The organism is Xenorhabdus sp. SGI246 (assembly GCF_040838225.1).
Taxonomy (GTDB): domain Bacteria; phylum Pseudomonadota; class Gammaproteobacteria; order Enterobacterales; family Enterobacteriaceae; genus Xenorhabdus; species Xenorhabdus indica.
The window spans coordinates 1-20643 of record NZ_JBFPEZ010000109.1; the positions used below are offsets into that span (position 1 = coordinate 1).

Annotated in this window: 15 protein-coding genes; 8 read left to right on the plus strand and 7 right to left on the minus strand. The window is 41.7% G+C overall.

Annotation, left to right across the window (positions count from 1 at the left end; translation table 11 throughout):
* Positions 1 to 128: 128 nt before the first annotated feature.
* Positions 129 to 788 (minus strand): GntR family transcriptional regulator, encoded by a 660-nt coding sequence (locus ABLA85_RS17845; protein ID WP_367965676.1) that lies wholly within the window; start codon positions 786 to 788, stop codon positions 129 to 131.
* Between the two features lie 314 nt (positions 789 to 1102).
* Between ABLA85_RS17845 and ABLA85_RS17850 the strand changes: the two genes are divergently transcribed.
* From ABLA85_RS17850 to ABLA85_RS17865, 4 genes are all read left to right on the plus strand, one after another.
* Entirely contained in the window at positions 1103 to 1870 is a 768-nt protein-coding gene (locus ABLA85_RS17850) for a LamB/YcsF family protein (protein ID WP_367965677.1), read from the plus strand.
* Positions 1871 to 1901: 31 nt separating this feature from the next.
* Positions 1902 to 3506 (plus strand): 5-oxoprolinase/urea amidolyase family protein, encoded by a 1605-nt coding sequence (locus ABLA85_RS17855; protein ID WP_367965678.1) that lies wholly within the window; start codon positions 1902 to 1904, stop codon positions 3504 to 3506.
* A gap of 5 nt (positions 3507 to 3511) precedes the next feature.
* Positions 3512 to 5293, plus strand: a complete 1782-nt coding sequence (locus ABLA85_RS17860) for a biotin carboxylase N-terminal domain-containing protein (RefSeq protein WP_367965679.1) — start codon at positions 3512 to 3514, stop codon at positions 5291 to 5293.
* A 289-nt stretch (positions 5294 to 5582) separates the two neighbouring features.
* Entirely contained in the window at positions 5583 to 7571 is a 1989-nt protein-coding gene (locus ABLA85_RS17865; RefSeq protein WP_367965680.1) for a TonB-dependent receptor, read from the plus strand.
* Between the two features lie 82 nt (positions 7572 to 7653).
* On the opposite strand, the gene frdD is transcribed toward ABLA85_RS17865, so the two are convergent.
* The 4 genes from frdD to frdA are packed head-to-tail and all read right to left on the minus strand — an operon-like array spanning position 7654 to position 10954.
* Entirely contained in the window at positions 7654 to 8007 is a 354-nt protein-coding gene (gene frdD, locus ABLA85_RS17870; RefSeq protein ID WP_367965681.1) for a fumarate reductase subunit FrdD, read from the minus strand.
* Between the two features lie 16 nt (positions 8008 to 8023).
* On the minus strand, positions 8024 to 8416 hold the full coding sequence (gene frdC / locus ABLA85_RS17875) for a fumarate reductase subunit FrdC (protein ID WP_367965682.1): 393 nt from the start codon (positions 8414 to 8416) through the stop codon (positions 8024 to 8026).
* 17 nt (positions 8417 to 8433) lie between these two features.
* Positions 8434 to 9165: a succinate dehydrogenase/fumarate reductase iron-sulfur subunit gene (locus tag ABLA85_RS17880; protein WP_367965683.1), complete on the minus strand. Its 732-nt coding sequence runs from the start codon at positions 9163 to 9165 to the stop codon at positions 8434 to 8436.
* Complete coding sequence (gene frdA / locus ABLA85_RS17885) at positions 9158 to 10954, minus strand: fumarate reductase (quinol) flavoprotein subunit (protein ID WP_367965684.1); 1797 nt, start codon at positions 10952 to 10954, stop codon at positions 9158 to 9160. Before frdA ends, ABLA85_RS17880 begins: the two co-directional genes overlap by 8 nt.
* A gap of 496 nt (positions 10955 to 11450) precedes the next feature.
* Between frdA and ABLA85_RS17890 the strand changes: the two genes are divergently transcribed.
* Together ABLA85_RS17890 and epmA are read left to right on the plus strand one after the other, a co-directional pair.
* Positions 11451 to 11873: a hypothetical protein gene (locus ABLA85_RS17890; RefSeq protein ID WP_367965685.1), complete on the plus strand. Its 423-nt coding sequence runs from the start codon at positions 11451 to 11453 to the stop codon at positions 11871 to 11873.
* Positions 11874 to 12193: 320 nt separating this feature from the next.
* Positions 12194 to 13171, plus strand: a complete 978-nt coding sequence (gene epmA, locus ABLA85_RS17895) for an elongation factor P--(R)-beta-lysine ligase (protein ID WP_367965686.1) — start codon at positions 12194 to 12196, stop codon at positions 13169 to 13171.
* Between the two features lie 63 nt (positions 13172 to 13234).
* On the opposite strand, the gene glpQ is transcribed toward epmA, so the two are convergent.
* Both glpQ and glpT read right to left on the minus strand, forming a co-directional pair.
* Positions 13235 to 14314, minus strand: coding sequence for a glycerophosphodiester phosphodiesterase (gene glpQ, locus ABLA85_RS17900; protein ID WP_367965687.1), 1080 nt, complete (start codon positions 14312 to 14314; stop codon positions 13235 to 13237).
* Between the two features lie 596 nt (positions 14315 to 14910).
* Complete coding sequence (gene glpT / locus ABLA85_RS17905; protein WP_367965688.1) at positions 14911 to 16260, minus strand: glycerol-3-phosphate transporter; 1350 nt, start codon at positions 16258 to 16260, stop codon at positions 14911 to 14913.
* 944 nt (positions 16261 to 17204) lie between these two features.
* On the opposite strand from glpT, the gene ABLA85_RS17910 reads away from it, so the two are divergent.
* Both ABLA85_RS17910 and ABLA85_RS17915 read left to right on the plus strand, forming a co-directional pair.
* On the plus strand, positions 17205 to 20366 hold the full coding sequence (locus ABLA85_RS17910; RefSeq protein ID WP_367965689.1) for a thioester reductase domain-containing protein: 3162 nt from the start codon (positions 17205 to 17207) through the stop codon (positions 20364 to 20366).
* A complete protein-coding gene (locus tag ABLA85_RS17915) occupies positions 20354 to 20554 on the plus strand; it encodes an MbtH family NRPS accessory protein (RefSeq protein WP_047679202.1) in 201 nt (66 codons plus the stop codon). Before ABLA85_RS17910 ends, ABLA85_RS17915 begins: the two co-directional genes overlap by 13 nt.
* Positions 20555 to 20643 lie beyond the last annotated feature (89 nt).

Below are 20643 nucleotides of genomic sequence, written 5' to 3' on the forward strand. Positions count from 1 at the left end.
TGCGCCGATGGTAGTGTGGGGGCTCCCCATGCGAGAGTAGGGCACTGCCAGACAGTTATTTGACAGAGAAGCCATCCTTTACCGGATGGCTTTTTTGCATTTAGGATAATAGTTTATTTTTTCAGTTCTTATCCGTTATTTTTGCGAGAATAAGCAGCCAGTACAGTTCTTTCTGATAAATCCAGATAATCTTCCATTTTCTGCGTCGCTAATTCTGTCTGACCTGAATCCAGAAGCTCTAGAATATATGCATTCTTATCGACATAAGGAGCATATAACAGTTCTGGTTCATTCAAAAGGCCAAAAGCTAAACGAAGTTCTGCCGAAATATTGCGGTAGAATGTTATTAATCTTTCACTGTCGGTTAGTTCTACGATAGCGGCATGGAAACGCATATTGGCTGTACCAACTCCGACCCAATCTTGCTGATTTTGACATTGTTGGGCATTTGCTACTGCTTCCCGCATTTTGGTAACAGCAGGATGCATAGGGTATGCTTGTGCAAGTGCTTGGCATTCAATCAGTTTTCTGACCCGATAGATATCAATAATTGACGCAATATCAGGTATTGCTACAAACACACCACTATTGGGTCGATGTTTTAATAACCCCTCTTGAGTAAGAGTGCGGAATACTTCTCGTAAAGTATTGCGGGAAATTCCAAGTTGTTCACTTAGGATTGCTTCTGATAAACGTTGTCCGGGTAATAATTCCCCGACAACCAGTTTATTTCTTATGATTTCTGCAATTTTCTTACTCAAAATTTGAGGAGAACTCTCTCTTTTCATAGTTATCCATTGGGTGTAGCTGAGAAAAGTACCTTTGGTGTTCAAAAGTTAATCTTCACATATTCTTGAATAACCAGCAAGTTACGATTATTTGCCTAACATAAAATAACATCACATTATTCTTTTTATCCTAATCCTAAAATTGTGTATTTCAATATTGTTTACCTCAATATTACGTGCTTGAGAATTCGGTCGGAAATATGAATAAAGTGATCTCTGTTGGATTTTTACACTATATATGCCAATTTTGTTTGATTATTCTCTCGTCAGAAATTATCTATTGTTCAACAATACTACAATGATGATTTAACAATATGATGAATGTAATCGATTTAAACAGCGATCTCGGTGAAAGTTTTGGACAGTGGAGAATGGGAAATGATGAGGAAATGTTGGAGATTGTCAGCAGTGCAAATGTTGCCTGTGGTTTTCACGCAGGTGATCCAGCAGGAATTTTGCAGACTCTGAAATTAGCGAAGAAAAATCAGATCGTTATTGGGGCTCATGTTTCTTATCCTGATTTAGTTGGTTTTGGTCGTCGTAATATGGATCTGGCCAGCAATGAACTTACCGCCGATGTGATTTATCAGATTGGTGCTTTGCAAGGATTGGCTACATCAATAGGAACAACAATCAGTTATGTAAAACCACACGGTGCGCTTTATAACACGATAGCTAATGATAAAAAGCAAGGTCTGGCAGTTATTGAAGGCATATTGGCAATTAACCCAAACCTTGCATTGATGGGATTAGCTGGCTCAAATATCCTCCGGCTGGCGCAAGAAAAAGGGCTGAAAACTATCTCTGAGGCCTTTGCAGATCGTGCCTATACATCGAAAGGGGAATTGGTTTCCCGTCGTGAAGAAGGTGCTGTATTGCATGATGCTAGCTATGTTGCACAGCGTATGTTGCAGTTAGTGACAGAGGGAGGAGTAGAATCTATTGATGGAAAATTCACTCCTATTGAAGCAGATTCTATTTGTGTTCATGGTGATAGCTTAGGGGCGCTGGATATGGCCAGACAAATAAAAATTGTCCTGCAACAGGCAGGGATCACTATTCGATCATTTATCCATTCATAACCACATAGATTAATGATTTCAGGAGATAGCCTTGCGTTTTTTACCTGTTAATTTTAATTCCATTATGGTTGAACTCAGTGGATTGACAGAAACACTGATGTTGTTTGATTCGCTGAATATGACACCGCTTTCTGGGATTGAGGAGATGATTCCGGCGGCAAGAACTTTAATGATCCGTTTTCACCCGATGATAATCTCAGTTTATCAATTGGTAGATGAGATTCAGAACCGAAGTCTGCAAACATGCCGTTATGTGAGTGGAAAACAGATTGAGATCCCTGTGTGTTATAACGGTGAAGATTTAGCCGCTGTTGCTGAAATATTGGGAACTTCAGTACAGGACGTTATACGCCAACACGCCGAAAATGAATATAGGGTGGCTTTTACTGGATTTGCGCCTGGTTTTGCTTACTTGGTTTCGGATATTGCACAATGGAATATTCCACGTCGCAAAACACCAAGAACACGTATTCCCGCAGGCACAGTTGCCTTGGCGGGGGAGTTCAGTGGCATTTATCCTCAGGCAAGTCCTGGTGGTTGGCAACTGATTGGTATTACGAATAAACGCATGTGGGATCTTTCGCGCCCTGAACCTGCTTTATTACAACCGGGTGATCGTGTCAGTTTCCGAAATGTTGAACGAGGTATTGTAACGGTAAGTTTACCTGAAAAATCGTCTATTCCTGATGAAACTTTTGCTGAAATGTCTTCGGAGGGAGTTTTTTGTTCTTTGGAAATAGGATCTGTCGGACTACAAACGTTGTTCCAGGATTTAGGGCGTTTGGGAAAATCAAGTTTGGGGATATCGGCATCTGGTGCCATGGATAAAAGTGCCTTACGTAGTGCAAACCGTATCGTTGGTAACTCTTCTGATCAAGCGTGCTTAGAAATAGTACAAGGGGGATTTAGAGCTGTCGCCAAAGGGAAAATAATTATTGGGGTTACCGGAGCTTTATGTCCAATTCAGATCAAAACCCCGTCAGGGGAAATTTTTCATGTGAATACTTACAAACCTATTGATTTAAATGATGACGATGAAATCATATTGGGAATACCCAATGCGGGAATGCGTTCTTATCTGGCTGTCAGAGGTGGTTTTATTGTTCCTGAAGTGCTGGCCAGTCGTTCATTTGACACACTATCTAATATTGGCCCTGTACCACTAAAACCTGACGATAGACTTATCATAGGGGAAACATCTCATTGTGTAGCGGTATCTGTTTCTGAAACACCGGCATTCGTAATGCCAAATAAAGATGATGTTGTAGTATTAGATATATTCTTCGGCCCTCGCACTGATTGGTTTGAGCAGACATCAATTGATTTATTGCGAAACCAAATCTGGCAGATAACTCCACAATCCAACAGGATTGGATTGAGGCTAAATGGTGAGTACGCACTATCACGTATTAAGCACGAAGAGTTACCAAGTGAAGGAACTTGCAGTGGTGCGATACAAATTCCGGCCAATGGGCAGCCAGTATTATTTCTGGCAGATCATCCTGTGACGGGTGGATATCCTGTTATTGCTTCTGTGGCACATTACCACCTTGATCTTGCTGGCCAGATTCCGATTAATGGCAAAATTCAATTTAATCCCATCAATCAATTTCACGAAATCCAGGGGAGTAAATAGCAGCAATGGACCCTACTGTTAACAATGTAAAAAAGACTACAAATAAGGTATTGATTGCCAATCGTGGTGAAATTGCTGTTCGCATTATTCGTGCTTGTCGTGACTATGGCATACAGACGATAGCTGTTTATGCAGATTCTGATATCGATGCACAACACGTACAATTAGCAGATGAAGCGTACGCTTTAGCAGGAAACAGACCTACAGAAACCTATCTTAATATTCCACGCTTACTGGAAATTGCAAAACAAGCGCAGGCAACGATGATCCATCCCGGATACGGTTTTTTGTCTGAGCGGGCTGAATTTGCCCGTGCTGTGATCGATGCGGGATTGATTTGGATTGGCCCTAATCCTGACACAATTGGCGAATTAGGAAATAAAGTTAAGGCGCGTAAAATTGCCCAGCAAGTTGGTGCTCCTTTGGTGATAGGAACTACAGAGCCTGTCAAAGATGTGCAGGAGGTTATTGCTTTTGCGGAGGAACATGGTTTACCAATTGCCATTAAAGCCGCATTTGGTGGTGGAGGTCGTGGTTTGAAAGTGGCCTGGCGACGAGATGAAGTTGAAGAACTTTACTATTCCGCAGTACGTGAGGCAACAACCGCTTTTGGGCGAGGGGAATGTTTTATTGAACAGTTCCTGAATAAACCGCGTCATATTGAAGCGCAAGTGATTGCAGATAAATACGGTAATATCGTTGTACTTGGCACCCGTGATTGCTCCTTGCAGCGTCGGAATCAGAAACTGGTAGAAGAAGCTCCGGCTCCCTTTTTAACTCAGCAGCAACGAGAACGTATTCATGAAGCGGCAAAAGCGATTTGTGCGGCAGCCAATTATATCGGAGCGGGAACGGTCGAATTTTTGCTCAGTACTGATGGTACACTCTCTTTCTTAGAAGTGAATACTCGCTTACAAGTTGAGCACCCTGTTACGGAAGAAACAACTGGGATTGATTTAGTTATTGAACAGTTGAGGATTGCAGAAGGTTATCCGTTAAGCATCCAAAAAACACCCGCACCAAGAGGGCATTCGTTTGAATTTCGCATCAATGCGGAAGATGCAGGAAAAGGTTTTTTACCCACTTCCGGCACTATTACAACGTTTCTCCCGCCTTCTGGTCCTGGTATTCGTCTGGACTCCGGTGTAATGAGTGGTTCTACAATTCCCGCTGCTTTTGATTCATTGATGGCAAAACTGATTGTCACAGGAACAACGCGTGAACAAGCTCTTGCCCGTGCACGTCGGGCATTACAAGAATTTAAAATCAGTGGAGTAGCCTCTGTTTTACCTTTCCACCGAGCTGTAATCGGACATCCTGATTTTGTCTCAGGAGATAATTTCAACGTTCATACCCGTTGGATTGAAACAGATTTTGCCGATGAACTGGAAACTTCGCTACGTCAGATCCCTGCTGAGGATAAGCATATCACCCGCACCTATATTGAAATTGATGGTCGCAGGCATGAATTGGGCTTGTCATCAGATCTATTGGCAGGTTTAGCAAGGTTAGCGTCTGTCAGTGAGAAGCAATCTTCTCAGTCAATAACAACAAAGCAAAAAACGCCGCAAGATCCCCACCAGGTAAAGGCACCTATTTCCGGCATTCTGCATTCTTGGTTGGTGCAGGAAGGGGAGAAAGTTAATGAAGGTGATGTGATTGCCATGATGGAAGCCATGAAAATGGAGGTACAGATCCGTGCACATTGTTCAGGGAGAATCACATTCTGCACTCAGGCAGGGAATTATCAGGATGCAGACAAAGTTTTAGCCAGGATAGAGTATTAATATCTTATCTAAAAAACCAACGGGTATAAGTTTATACCCGTTTGAGCTTTGAGGTGAAGATCTCACTCAGGCTCTTTATCGTCAAATAGTGGGATTTATTGGGACCTGATTCCGAATTCAAATAGTTAAAATAAACGATAGTCACTTAAGGTTATTTACATTTCCTATAGAAATATAAATAATAATAATTATCAATCATGTTTTAACTGAAGAATGTATGTCTAAAATTACCAAAATTTACGCAAGCCTGGCTAAAAGTGGCCTGTGTGTTCCTCTGATGTCAGCATCAATGTTGACAGTCGCTGTTTCTACTAACGCATTTGCAAACACCGAAGGGTCAATCAAAAAATCAACGGCAACTGGCGATACACTCGTTGTTATTGCAGGTAATAATGCAGAACAAGAGAGTGGAAAAGTCAACCGTAACGAAATTAAAGTCAGACAGGCACAAAGTGTCGGTGAGATTTTAAAGAATGTACCCGGCGTTCAAGCGGGTCACCCCAGCGCTTTAGGGCAGCGCTTTAAAATCCGTGGCATGGATGATCAGTTTATCAACGTAACGGTTGATGGTGCACGGCAAGAGGGATATCACTTCCATCATGCGGGGAACTACGGTATAGACCCTGAAATGCTGAAGCAAATTGATATCAGTGTTGGTACGAATAGTATCACCTATGATACCGGAGCCCTTGGCGGTGCATTAAAATTTGAAACCGTTGATGCGGGTGATTTATTAGAGCCGGGCCAATTATTTGGTACAAAAGGTAAATTAAGTTATGTCAGTAATGGTTCTGAGTTCCAGCAATCTTTAGCAACTTATGGCAGAGTGGGAGCCGTTGATTTATTAGGCTACTTTAACCATCGTAACATAAATGATGCTGAATCGGGCCGAGATAGCCGCGGAAGAGATTCAATTCCTACCGATGGGAAACTGGTCAATTACTTGTTAAAAGCGAAATTTAATCTGACTGATGATCAGTACATCAGTGTATCAAAAGAACATTATCAGAATGATGCGGATACTAATTTCAGATTGAATTTTGGCTCGGACATCAATAAAGGGAAAAAAGGAGCGTACGCTTTAGAGCGTGATGCTTATAATCTTACTTACAGATATGTACCAGTCGATAATGACTTCATTGATTTAAAAATTTCTGCCTATCACACAGAACAAAACTTCAATCATATGAGGGAAGTCGGTGGGCCAGGAAAGGGATTTGACAGTATTGTTGAAACCCAAGGCATTAGGGCGCGTAATGTCTCTAATTTTGATACCCAGAAATTATCCCATGTTTTAACTTATGGGTATGAATATTTTGATACCAGAATGGCATACACTGATGTATCAGAAAATATACACAACAAAGCAGTAGAAACAGGAAAGTCATCATCTGTTTATTTGGAAGATGATATTCAATTTGCTGATTTCCATATCATTCCAGGTGTCAGATGGGATCATTACAAATACAACACTATTAATAAGAACCATGAACCTTTTGAGAGAACTTATGCTCATTTCTCAAAAGCACTTGGTTTGAAATACGAACTTGGAGCATCAACCACATTATTTGCCAATTATACCGAACTTTTCAGAGGGCCATTAGGCAAAGAGATTGGTCTTGGGCCAAGCAATCACAATGCTAACTTGAAAACTACAACAGGGTACAATTTAGAAACTGGCGTAGCGGGAACATATCCTAGTGTTTTTGCTGAAAACGACTCATTTACTGTAATTGGTAAAGTATTCCAGACCAATTTCAAAAACCTGTCTACGACTTTAGCTAAAAGAGAGCTACAAAACATCCCAAAATCCAGATTAGAAGGGTTTGAATTAGCGACCAAATATAAACTGGATAACTTGTCCTTGAGAGCGACTTACGCCAAAGCGAATAATAAAATTATGCAAGGTAATGAGTTGTTTGACAGAAGATTAGAGTTCACACCAACTATTGGTGATTCTTTCACCATTGGTGGAAGTTACTTGTTTGATAAAACTGACATTGAACTCGGTTGGAATTCCCGATTTGTCCGGTCAGCAGACGCGAAAGGGACAGATAGTGGTCGGGTTGTAAATGTACATAAATCAGGCTATGGCGTCAGTGATGTGTATATTTCCTGGGCTCCGAAAACTGGCTCATTTAAAAACACAGAAATTCAGCTTGGTATCGATAATATCTTCGATAAACGTTACAACGAACAGTCTTACTATCTGAATACTTATAAAGGGCAAGAAGAGAAAGGTCGCGCTTATAAAGCTACCATTTCTTATAAGTTCTAAAGAAAATACCTTAATTTTTCGTAAAAAAGTCTGCGGCTTACCCGCAGACTTTTTCCAGGATAGCTTGCTAAAACTAGCGCTATTACAGTGTAAAAATCCCAATTAAGGCAACCACAGTGAGAATCGCGGCTGCACCATAAAACACCCATTGACTGGCGGGAATATGAATTTTCAGATCGTGCATACTGTGATGAATACGGTGCAAACCACACCATAGTGGCAGGCTGATCATCAGCAGCAAAAAAATACGGCCAATAAAACTCTGGCAAAACATCAGAATGCGTTCATAAGAAAGCGCTTCCGGTGCCAGTCCCAGTGGCAGCAAAATACCCAGTAGCAGGATAATTGCAGGCCCAACAATGGCACTCCACATACCACCTGCCCCAAACAGGCCCCAGAAAATCGGTTCATTGGAACGTTTTGGTTCTTGGTTCATCAGATCCTCCTTGGGGTTAGAGCAGTGTGACACCGAGAATCACGGCACTAGCAATGATAGTGGTTGCCCACAGTAGTTTGATAATCGGCCCCGGCGGCATTTTTTCACTTTTGACAATAATATTGAGAGCTTTAGGAGCCAGCTCAAACCACGTTTTGGTGTGCAATAATGAAGCCAGCAGGGTGATAACATTAATCAATAGTATCAGCGGATTTTGCAAAAAAGAGACAAACCCCGCCCAATTTTCGGGGCCGCCTTTTAAAGCAAACAGGCCATAAAGCACTAAGAGACTGAACCAAACAGTAGGAATAGCTGTCCCTTCACGCAGCATATAGAATCGATAGAATCCCAGTTTATGCCACCAATTAGGCTCCATGCCACGTACATAAGGTTTACGTTTTGTTGCCATTACTCTTTTCTCCCTTATTATGGTTTCAGCATAGAGATAATGAAATCTTTGGCACTTTCTGCTTTGCTTTGTTGAATTGCTCCCGCTGGATCAACATGCTTTGGACAAACCTTAGAACAATAACCAACGAACGTACAAGACCAGACGCCATTATCACTGTTGATCTGTGGCATACGCTCTTTTTGGCCGTGATCTCGATTATCAAGATTATAGCGGTGCGCCAGTGTGACTGCGGCAGGGCCGATAAACTCAGGATTTAGGCCAAACTGCGGGCAAGCTGCGTAGCACAGGCCACAGTTGATACAACCGGAGAATTGATGATACTTTGCCATCTGTGCCGGAGTTTGTACATTCGGGCCATCAGAGGGTTTGCGCTCATTGCCGATGATATAAGGTTTGATCGCTTCCAGACTCTCAATAAAGTACGTCATATCCACAACTAAATCCCGTTCAATCGGGAAATTCCCTAATGCTTCAACTTTCAGACTTTGCGGATAATCACGCAGGAAAGTCTTACAGGCCAGTTTTGGTACGCGGTTCACCATCATGCCGCAGGAACCACAGATTGCCATACGGCAAGACCAACGGTAAGACAGGTCAGGAGCCAGATTATCCTTAATATAACCTAAGGCATCCAACAGAGAAGTCTGCTCATCGTAGGGCACTTCGTAAGTGTCAAAATATGGCTCATTATCGATTTCCGGGTTATAGCGCATGACTTCCATTTTCAGTTTTTTCATCTCAGTCATTCGCTTGCTCCTTCTGTTTTTTCTCTTGTGCTGCTGCTTCACCGCCATAGACCCGTTTTGCTGGTTGGGATTTAGTGATCTTCACATCACTGTATTCCAAATGTGGGGCACCTTCCGGGTTATAGAAAGCCAGTGTATGTTTCAGGAAGTTCTCATCATCACGTTCTGTGCAGCCTGTATCAAGGCGCTGGTGAGCACCGCGGGACTCTTTACGGTTCATGGCCGAGTGAGCCATACATTCAGCGACATCCAGACCAAATCCCAGTTCAATGGCATAGAGCAGATCAGTATTGAATACACTGGAGTGGTCACTGATTTGGATGTGTTTAAAACGCTCTTTCAGTTCAGCGATCTTATCAATCGTCTTCTGCATTAATTCAGGAGTACGATAGATACCGCACCCTTCTTCCATTGAAGTCCCCAGTTCATCGCGAATTTTCGCCCAACTTTCGTTCCCTTTCTGATTCAGCAGTGTATTGAGTTTAGCTTCAATATCGTGAGCTTGCGCATCCAGTGCTTTTTCATTAGCTGATGTGGTTTCCTGAGCACGTTTGACAGCCTCTTCACCCGCCAGACGGCCAAAGACCACCAGTTCTGCCAGTGAGTTAGAGCCGAGACGGTTTGCACCATGCAACCCGACAGAAGAGCACTCCCCAATGGCAAACAGACCTTTGATACGGGTTTCACATTGTTGATTGGTTTCGATTCCGCCCATTGTGTAGTGCGCCGTCGGTCTTACCGGGATAGGTTCTTTGACGGGATCTACACCAACATAGGCTTTGGCTAATTCACAGATAAATGGCAAACGTTCGAGTAATTTTTTCTCGCCCAGATGACGCAGATCCAGATATACAACATCACCACGTGGTGTTGCAATGGTTCGGCCTGCTCGCCATTCATGCCAGAATGCCTGCGAAACTTTGTCGCGTGGCCCCAATTCCATATATTTATTTTCGGGATAGCCGAGTGGAGTTTCTGGACCCAAACCGTAATCCTGTAGATAACGATAGCCATCTTTGTTAACCAGGATCCCACCCTCACCCCGGCAGCCTTCGGTCATTAGGATCCCTGATCCTGGTAAACCGGTTGGGTGATACTGTACAAATTCCATATCGCGCAATGGAATACCGTGGCGGAAAGCCATACCCATACCATCGCCTGTCACAATGCCACCATTGGTGTTATAGCGATATACACGTCCGGCACCGCCAGTAGCCATAATGACCGCATTTGCGCGAATTTGAACTTTGCTTCCTTCCATCATATTCAAGGCGACTAAACCACGCGCTTGACCTTCATCTACCAAAATATCGAGGACAAAATGCTCATCAAGACGCTGTATTTGAGGATATTTGAGCGAGGTTTGAAAGAGTGTATGTAGCATGTGAAAGCCGGTTTTATCAGCAGCAAACCATGTGCGTTCAATTTTCATGCCGCCAAAACGACGAACATTGATAGAACCATCTTCCTTACGGCTCCATGGGCAGCCCCATTGCTCCAACTGAATCATTTCCGTTGGACAATGTTTGACAAAATACTCAACCACATCCTGTTCACATAGCCAATCGCCACCAGACACCGTGTCATTGAAATGAAAATCATAGGAGTCATGGGCTTGAGTGACTGCGGCTGATCCCCCTTCCGCGGCGACGGTGTGGCTGCGCATAGGATACACTTTGGAAATCAGGGCAATTTTAAGTTGGGGATTAGTTTCAGCCGCAGCGATAGCTGCCCGTAGACCTGCGCCACCGGCTCCGATAATTGCTAGATCAGTATTGAAGGTTTGCACTGGACTTCTCCATTGTTTAAGTTCAAGTGAAACAGTTTCTCTTTTTTAACTAAGTATCGAAGGTAATTTTCTATGCCTTAACGATTTAGGTACGATATCTATTAATTTTTGTAAGGTTTAATTATAACGAATTATCCGGGATGTAAATTTGATATGAATGGGGGAGTTTGCAGGATTTTGCTGATAAAGTGTGAACTGTCACACGATTCACGATTTTTGCTCAATGAAGGACCATCGACCACATTTTTTGCTGATGGAGAAGCATTTATATAAAAGTAATAAATATGAAATGCTCATAATTATTATTAACTTATGAGTAATTATTTTTTATGTTATTAATATGAAGTTTATATATTTTGTTATTTGATATTTTAATAAAAAGCGTATGCTAACTAGTAGAGAGATTGTAATTCTTTTCTGTTTTTAAATTACGAATATGGGGTTAATATAGATCAGTGTTTTTATTATAAACTAATTTTATAATTAGGAGTCTATCATGGGACTTAGAAGAGTAACTATCGCATTACAAGCAGATAACAATCTTTATTTAAGTAGAATTGATCGCGGTGGAATTCAATATATTGAAGCGGCAAAAACTGCTATAGATGAATATTGTCGGTTTACTGTTGTTCATCTTGATCCAAATGACCCTAATAAAATAGCACTTTATGGAGATAACAAACGTTATCTCAGCCGGATAACTCATGCGAATGGTGATTTTATAGAATCTATTAAACAAACGGAGGATATTTACTCTACTTTTATCATAGAAGATGTTGGTTGTAATATGATTGCGTTGAAAGCTGACACAGGTAAATATCTTAGCCGAATAACAATGAACAATATTGACTATATAAAACCTGATAAAATTAATTTAGATGTGTATTGTAAATTTCGCGTCGTGACACTAGTTGAATAATTAATTAGTATTATTAACTGGAACAAGTAAAGTTTATAAATTTAGTGGCCGCAAAAATAGGCCACTTTTTTATGGTAATGTTAATGTGAATTTTTTTAAATTTATCTTTATGATATAAAATCTTTTTATAATAGGCTCCATGAAAAGAGTTAATCTACCTTCGGTTAAATTTTATATTACTGGTTGGGTTATTTTTGTAGCCTACTTGGAAATAAGCGATAAATAGCAAGCCATCGGTAACGGATTCAATGTAATAATTTGTCTGGCAAGCAGGATGCGGGTAAACTGCGCGTTTTGTTTTATCTTGGAGTCATTGGAACATGAACGAAGTCGCGGATTGGCAGCCAACTGCCCCTATCGCCAACCTTTTGAAAAGGGCAGAGATTCTGGCAGAAATACGGCGCTTTTTCGCAGATCGCGGGGTGTTGGAGGTTGAAACACCTGCCATGAGTCAAGCGACCGTCACTGACGTCCATCTTGTTCCTTTCCAGACACGATTTGTCGGGCCTGGTGCGGCGGACGGGTTACCTCTGTACCTGATGACCAGCCCTGAATATCACATGAAACGTTTGTTGGCAGCAGGCAGCGGTTCTATTTATCAGATGGGAAAAAGTTTCCGTAATGAAGAAGCGGGGCGTCATCATAATCCTGAATTCACCATGCTGGAATGGTATCGTCCGCATTACGATATGTATCGTTTGATGAATGAAGTAGATGATCTATTGCAGCAAATTCTGGATTGTGAAAGTGCTGAATCTCTTTCTTACCAGCAGGCATTTATTCGTTATTTGGATATTGATCCTCTGACCGCAAGCAAGGAAAAACTGCGTGAAGTGGCAGCAAAGCTCGATCTCAGCAATATCGCTGATTGTGAAGAAGATCGGGATATCTTGCTGCAATTGCTTTTTACTATGGGGGTTGAAACGCACATTGGGATTGAGAAGCCAACATTTATCTACCATTTCCCTGCATCCCAGGCGGCACTGGCAGAAATCAGTAAAGAAGATCACCGTGTTGCCCAGCGCTTTGAAGTTTATTTCAAGGGCATGGAATTAGCGAACGGTTTCCGTGAATTGACAGACAGCAAAGAGCAGCGCTTGCGTTTCGAACAGGATAACCGGAAACGTGAAGCAATGGGGTTACCTGTACAGCCGATTGATGAGTACCTGCTTGAAGCATTGGCTCATGGTATGCCGGAATGTGCCGGAGTTGCATTGGGCGTTGACCGCCTGATTATGCTGGCACTGGGTGCAGAGAGGATTAGCGAGGTGATCGCATTTCCAGTGGGGATCTCTTAACCTGGGTTTTTTGAGTATTAAAGGGGGCATTAAAGTTGTCCCCCTTTTTCATTGTGATATTGATTACTGATGTTCGTGATGTTTTTCCAGGAATTTCACGGCTAAATCAGGGAAATCTGTGAATGCACCATCAACATTCGCTTTATCAAAAATGATATCAAACAATTGGTTTCCGCTGGTGGCATATTTTGGCAGTTGATCAATACGGATAGTGTATGGATGTACCACCAGATGGCTGGCGTGGGCTTCTTTCACCATGCCAGTCAACTTAATGTTGTTTGGTGTAGAATCACTGGCGATCAGCATATGGTAATCAGGGCCAATACCGTCAGCATATTTTGCCACTTCTTTCATTGCGCCTGGTTTAAACATCCAGTCATAACTGTAGTTCTGCCACGTGCCATCGGTTTTTTGCTCGTAGGTTTCATTCCAGTCAGTGTAAGCAATAAGTTGAACAAGTTTCAGATCCATTCCCAATTTTGGTTCCAGCTCATTTTTGATGCGTTTCAGTTCATTGGCATCAAAACATTGCAAATAGACTTTATCGCTCTTTTTGGTATAGCCATATTGTTTTAAGACTTCTAATACTTTAGTGGTAATGTCTTTTCCTTCCTGACGATGGAACCATGGAGCTTTGATCTCAGGATAAATACCGATATCCTTTCCGGTAGATTTGTTCAGACCTTGAATAAATTCCAGTTCTTCCTGAAAAGTGTGGATACGAAAATCCGATTTTCCCATTGGAAAACGGCCAGGATAGCTCTGTACTTTTTTGCCATCCTTGATATCAAAACCTTCAGTGAATTTCAGAGATTTAATTTCTGGTAAAGTAAAGTCGATGGCATAATAACGCCCGTCAGTACGGGCGCGGTTTGGAAAACGTTCTGCGACATCCGTTACGCGATCAAGATAATGGTCGTGCAGTACAATAAGTTGATCATCTTTAGTCATAACCAAATCTTGCTCAAGGTAATCTGCTCCTTGCGCATAGGCCATTGCTTTGGCGGGTAATGTGTGTTCAGGTAAATAACCGCTGGCACCACGGTGGGCGATAACAATTTTATCTGTTGCGGCATGTGCAATACCTGACATTGATGATGCTAACAGAATACCAGCCATAATAGCCTTAATAGGGGTCTGCATAGGAACTCTCCATTTATTCTAATAGAATATTTTGAATAAAAAATAATGTTACTTACCACTGTACTGATTTTTCGTCGAAGGCCAGAGAAATAGGAAACATTCAGGCCAATTTTTTATATAAAATAAAGACATAACACAATCCTAAATATTAATTTTATCAGTGGTATGTCACAATTTTATGACATAAAAAATTTTTCTCCTGGTTCTATTTATATCTAACCCTGTTCTGTCTGTTATTAAAGAAACAGAAACATAAGATGAAATTGGTTTTTTTGTATTTAGTGATAATCAAATAGTCACTTTAAATTATGTAAACGGACACTGATAAAGTAAGAAATATTTAATATTCGTTAATGTAAGGAAAAATGTGGGATCTTTATGATTCATTGACTCTGAACTTATTCAATCCCGAATATATCAAAAATGGCAGCGGATAGAATAACGGTAACTTCCTCTATTAGACAGTGTTTAGGTTGAAGGTTTTTAGGGGGTTTATCTCAGAAAATGAAAGATTCAGTATTGCTAATGAAATCGCAGTACAACTTTATTGTACTGCGAATGATGTGGTTATTAATCAACGTCTTTCAGTTATATTATTAACCTTGGTGAGCTATTTCTTTCTTGTGTCTGTTTTCACTTATCATGACAAACAACAATAGAATAACGGACAGGATGCTACCCCCGACCATAATCATAAAGCCGCCATCCCAGCCTGCGAAGTCAACGGTATAACCGACAATGGCGCTGGCTGCTACCGAGCCACCCAAATAGCCAAACAGGCCGGTAAAACCAGCCGCAGTACCTGCTGCTTTTTTTGGCGCTAGTTCAAGAGCATGTAGTCCTATCAGCATAACAGGGCCGTAAATCAGGAAGCCAATCACCAGCATACAGATCATATCAACAGTCGGATTACCAGCCGGGTTTGTCCAGAAGACGATAGTGGCGATGGTAACAAGTGTCATAAAGAAGACGCCAGTAGCACCACGATTGCCCTTGAACACTTTGTCTGACATCCAGCCGCACAGCAGCGTACCAGGTATGCCTGCGTACTCATACAGGAAGTAAGCCCAGGACGATTTGTCCAGTGCGAAGTGTTTAACTTCTTTCAGGTAAGTTGGTGACCAGTCGAGAATACCGTAACGCAGCAAGTAAATGAACACGTTGGCAACTGCGATCATCCACAGCAGTTTGTTAGGCAGAACGTACTGCATGAAAATTTCTTTTGCAGTCAGTTCTTTTTCATCTTTTTCTGTGTAATCAGTTGGATAGTCGTTTTTGTACTCTTCAACTGGCGGTAAACCACAGGATTGTGGGGTATCACGCATCAGAGCGAAGATGATCATGGCAACCAGGATAGCGGCAAATGCAGGCATATAGAGAGCCGCTTTCCAGTCATTGAACCATGCCATACCTAGGAGGAATAGCAATGGTGGCAAACCACCGCCAACGTTGTGAGCACAGTTCCAGATAGAAACAATCCTGCCACGCTCTTTTTGTGACCACCAGTGAACCATAGTACGACCACAAGGAGGCCATCCCATACCCTGGAACCAACCACACAGGAACAGCAAAGCAAACATGATAGCGATGCTTGAGGTTGCCCACGGTACAAATCCCATAAATAGCATGACGGCCGCTGCAAGTATCAAACCCGCTGGCAGAAAGACGCGTGGGTTAGAACGGTCAGACACGGAACCCATAATGAACTTCGAGAAACCGTATGCGATTGAAATACCCGATAGAGCGAAACCGAGATCACCTCTGGAAAATCCCTGTTCTACCAAATACGGCATTGCCAGAGCAAAATTTTTCCTCACCAAATAATAAGCAGCATACCCAAAGAAAATCCCCATAAAAATTTGCCAGCGCAAGCGACGATAGAATGGATCTATTTCTTGCGCAGGTAGCCGGGTTTTGTGGGGTGCCGGCTTGAAAATACTTAACATGTTTGTCTCCACATGACTATTTAGTATGAATAGTATGAGCGAATCACCACAGCTTACTAGTGATAAGCAGTAAACGAAAATTCGAATTGATTTTTTCTATATCGAAGAAAATGATAGCTAAAACAGAGTGATACATCTATGAGTTATCGCTAACATATAGAAATAATTTCTTAATGTTCATAATTTTGAGCGATTTATGGATTTTTTGGAATATATTTTATTTTTATTATCGTGATTTACGTCACAATTAAAGATGTTTGTTTATTATTTTTGAGCGATTTTAGTTCGTTTATGTTCTTTCGCACATAAAGGACTATTATTATTAAGGGAATTTAGATGTCGCTTTAATCATATGGGAATTATCTACAAAAATATAAAAATTTTTAAACATATAGAAATAAATTAACAGTAATATTTCCTGTCTGTATTATTTTCATTCACTCACTATTTCTGTGTTGTGTTTCTTTGTTTAGCTATGGGAGTTATTTTTATTTACATGCTTGGCGTTTTTTATAACACAGTTACAAATAAAATGTTTGAATTCCTGTTTGGAAATAATAGATATTACCACAAATAGTTATTCATATTCATGAGATGGGTTTTCATGAAGACATGAATAGTTATTTATAAATAAAATACAATAATATCAAGACGATGAAGTGGTGTATAAGGCGTAATACACTCTATTCGTTAATAAAAATCCTATCCATTTATGGGTTGATTGTTTAATTAATAAAAAATTGTAAATAATATTAATTAATTAGTTATTAAATTTTTATAATACTTTTTGAAGTTTATTTTTTAAATTCAGTTAAAGTCAACATAAGGTATTTGTAGGCGCTTGATGTGGACAATAGCTGGAATTTATTGACTAACAGCATAAATATCTCCATTCGTCATAAAAAATGATGAAATAAAATGGAGAATAGAATGAGAACATCATTATGAATACTTACACACACAAGGCAATATTACACACAGCATTTACTGGGCAAAAATCCTCATTCTCCAATAACCCTGATATTAATATCAATAATATCAGTTACATGGAAAAGAAACTCCAACCATGGTTTGATAATGTACCATCTCGATTAGCAAAATTGGCAAAAACCATGCCGAATGACACTGCTGTCTCAGATCAACATGGAACGCTGGCATTTGGTGAATTACAGAAACGGGTCATGAATGCAGCAAATGTTTTGCGTTGTCATGGTGTCACAATGGGAAGTAATGTTGCTATTGCAGCCGAGAGAGGTATTCCATGGTTTATCACTATGTTGGCGGCCTGGCAGCTTGGTGCGGTATACATTCCTCTCAATACCATGATGCCGGAAAAGCGCTTGAACGATATTCTCGCCAGTTTGCCGGAAAGTATTTTGGTATCTGATGATACAGTATCTATGGGACTGAAAGCATCAACACATATTCCTTTGGAACTTCTTTCAAATACTGTCGGAAAAGTAACAGGACGTATTGATGTGCCTGAGCTAGGTGATCATCCAGCCTACGTGATGTTCACCTCCGGCTCTACCGGGCTGCCAAAAGCGGTACAGGTACAGCATGACAATCTGGCGGCCTGTTTGTGTGCATTTGGGAAATTGCTGTCAGTCAATCAAAACGATCGTATGCTTGCACTGACAACTTTTTCTTTTGACATTTCATTGCTGGAGTTACTGTTGACTGTTGTTCATGGTGGCAGCATCTACATTACATCAATCAATACCCAACGTGATGCGATGGCGTTGTCTCAAACACTGTCAGATCCTCAATTTACACTTGCTCAAGCAACACCAGTCACTTGGTCAATGGCTTTGAATGCGGGCTGGCAGCCTCGCTCAGATATGAGTATGCTCTGTGGCGGAGAGGCTCTGTCACAGGATCTGGCAGATCAACTGACTGCTTCTGGTGGAACTTTATGGAATGTTTATGGCCCGACGGAAACTACAATCTGGTCGACAGCATTCTGTATGAGAAAAGGGGATAAGGTGCAATTAGGTGGGCCAATCCCTGGCACCAGTATCACAATTGTGGATAAGTCTTTATGTCCTGTACCTAAAGGAACCGTAGGAGAAATCCTGATTGGTGGGTTGGGTGTGACAGCCGGATACCGCAATAACCCCACTGAAACCGCTAAACGATATGTCCCTGATGTCAAACAAAAAGGTAGAAGGGCGTATCTGACCGGTGATATGGCACGTATGCTTGAAGATGGTTCCCTTATTTATATGGGAAGACAGGATGATCAGGTAAAAGTACGTGGTTACCGCATCGAATTAGGTGAAATAGAAATCGCATTGAGAAAACAAAGCGGTGTCCAGGATGCCATCATCCGTGTGGCAGGAAGCGGTGATCTTGCCAGGATACAGGCATTCATCTTGTTTGATCCTAATATGGTTGTACCGGATGAGTGGGTTAGGGAGACTCAGGTAGCATTAAGGGAACGTCTGCATGAAGCCTGGATACCTACTGAATATTACCGTATCCCTTATATCCCTTTGACGAGCAGCGGCAAGCGGGATAGAAAGCGTCTGGAAGAAGTGGCAGAACGTCTGAATGCCAGCTATGACATTGTGCAGCCTCAGACAGAAACTGAAAAACGGGTTTATGCTATCTGGCGCGAGCTGTTGGTGGTTGACACCTTTGGCATTACGGATGATTTCTTCCAGATTGGCGGGCATTCCATCTTGGTTGCTCGCATGGTGGAGCATATTGAAAAAGCATTCTCACTCAGGGTGCCTATTTCTGGTATCTATGTTGAACCCACTATTGCCAGAATTGCGGCTATTCTGGATGAAATGGTCGAGGTATATAAAAGTCATCCTGCTCAACTTGCAGAAAATTATCACAGTGAAGCACTTATCCAGCAACATGCAGAAACACTGAGAAAAGACGTTTACCTGAAAGAGAGCGTGCGCCCGGATGGTTTACCTCATGCAAACTGGTATAAACCTGATACCGTATTGCTGACGGGAGCTACCGGATATCTTGGCTTGCATCTATTGGAACAATTGCTGAAACAGACTTCGGCTCAAGTTATCTGTCTGTGCCGTGCTGCTGATGAAAAACATGCGCGTGACAGGATCAAAGCTGGTTTTGTAAGTTACCAGATTGATGTGGGTAATGAGCTTGATCGCGTAGATTTTGTAATAGGAGATTTAGGGCAGCCTCGTTTCGGTCTGTTGCCGGAAGTCTGGGAGAAACTTGCGCAAGATGTTGACGTGATTTATCACAATGGTGCGCTGGTTAACTTTATTTATCCTTATAGTGCACTGAAAAGTATTAACGTTGATGGCACCAGAACCGCATTGGAATTTGCTTGTACTTCACGCCTGAAACACTTCCACTATGTTTCTTCCGTGAATGCCTTGTTTGCGACTGAATCACCTCGTCCATTTATGGAAGATGATCGTGCTATGAGTGAAACCGTACGTGATCCTTCCGGTTACTCTGGTAGCAAGTGGGTATCAGAAGGGATCATTAACATTGCCCGTAATCGGGGTGTGCCAGTGAGTATTTATCGTCCCGGCTTGATACTTGGGCACACCCGTACTGGTGCTGCACAGGGGAATGATTATCTTATCGCATCCCTGAAAGGCTATTTGGCAATGGGATTCTACCCTGACCATGCGTTGCTGCTTGACATTATACCGGTTGATTATGTTGCTGAGTCGTTGGTGCATATCTCTAAGCAGCCTGAATCTGCCGGGAAATTCTTCAACTTGTTTAACCCTGTACAAGTCTCTATCCGGCAGTTCTTCGATTGGGTGCAGGAATTTGGTTATATTCTCAATCCAGTGCCCTTCAATGAAGGGAAAGAGAAAATTCTTGCTTTGGATGACTCCCATCCGCTGTATCCATTGATCCCGTTGATTCGGGATATGGCAGAGAAACCTTATCGTGCATTGGACCCTGCTTATGTTCATGAAATCCAGCCAGAGTTGGAGTTGAAACAGACAATGGCAGCATTGGAAGGAACAAATATTCAGTGTCCGGTAATTACATCTGAATATGTCCACCAGGTATTGCGTTATTTGATAGGTACTGGATTCTTGCCACGGGTACTGTCAGAAAGCTACAAACAGGAGGCTTTATCATGCAGCAACTAACAGGAAATGAAACTGAGGTTTGGATGGTTGTTATTAACATTAAAAAGCAGTACTCGATTTGGCCTGATGAATCTCTGATCCCAATTGGTTGGATGGCAACGGGTAAGAAAGGTTCTAAGGAAGAGTGCCTTAACCATATTGCGAGTATATGGCCAGAACCAACAAAACAAGTCGTTGATGTCCATTAAGAATGATGGATGCATGTGAATAGATAATATTACTTTATGGAAGGCATGGTCTTGAGAGACCATGCCTATTTATTGGGGCTTTAGCCAGT